Below are 242 nucleotides of genomic sequence, written 5' to 3'. Positions count from 1 at the left end.
GCGGTGGTACGAGCTGTAGCGACTACAGGTTCAAGGGGAAATTTTATGGGTACCCCCGCGGCGCGAGGGCGCGCATCCCTGACCATCGGTGCACTCTCGGAGAGCGCCGGCGTCAACATCGAGACGATCCGGTACTACGAGCGGATACACCTTCTGCCCGCCCCGCCGCGCACGACGGGAAACCAGCGGATCTACGACCCGACTCACCGGCAGCGCCTGGTCTTCATCCGCAGGGCGCGCGA

1 protein-coding gene is annotated in these 242 nt (G+C 65.7%); it reads left to right on the top strand.

Annotated features, from left to right (window positions below; translation table 11 throughout):
* Positions 1-45: 45 nt before the first annotated feature.
* On the top strand, positions 46-242 hold a 197-nt coding region (locus KZZ06_RS22000; RefSeq protein WP_219582029.1), incomplete at its 3' end, for a MerR family transcriptional regulator.

This window comes from Sulfitobacter sp. CW3 (assembly GCF_019392245.1).
Classification (GTDB): Bacteria; Pseudomonadota; Alphaproteobacteria; order Rhodobacterales; family Rhodobacteraceae; genus Sulfitobacter.
This window is presented reverse-complemented; position numbering and strand designations above follow the sequence as displayed.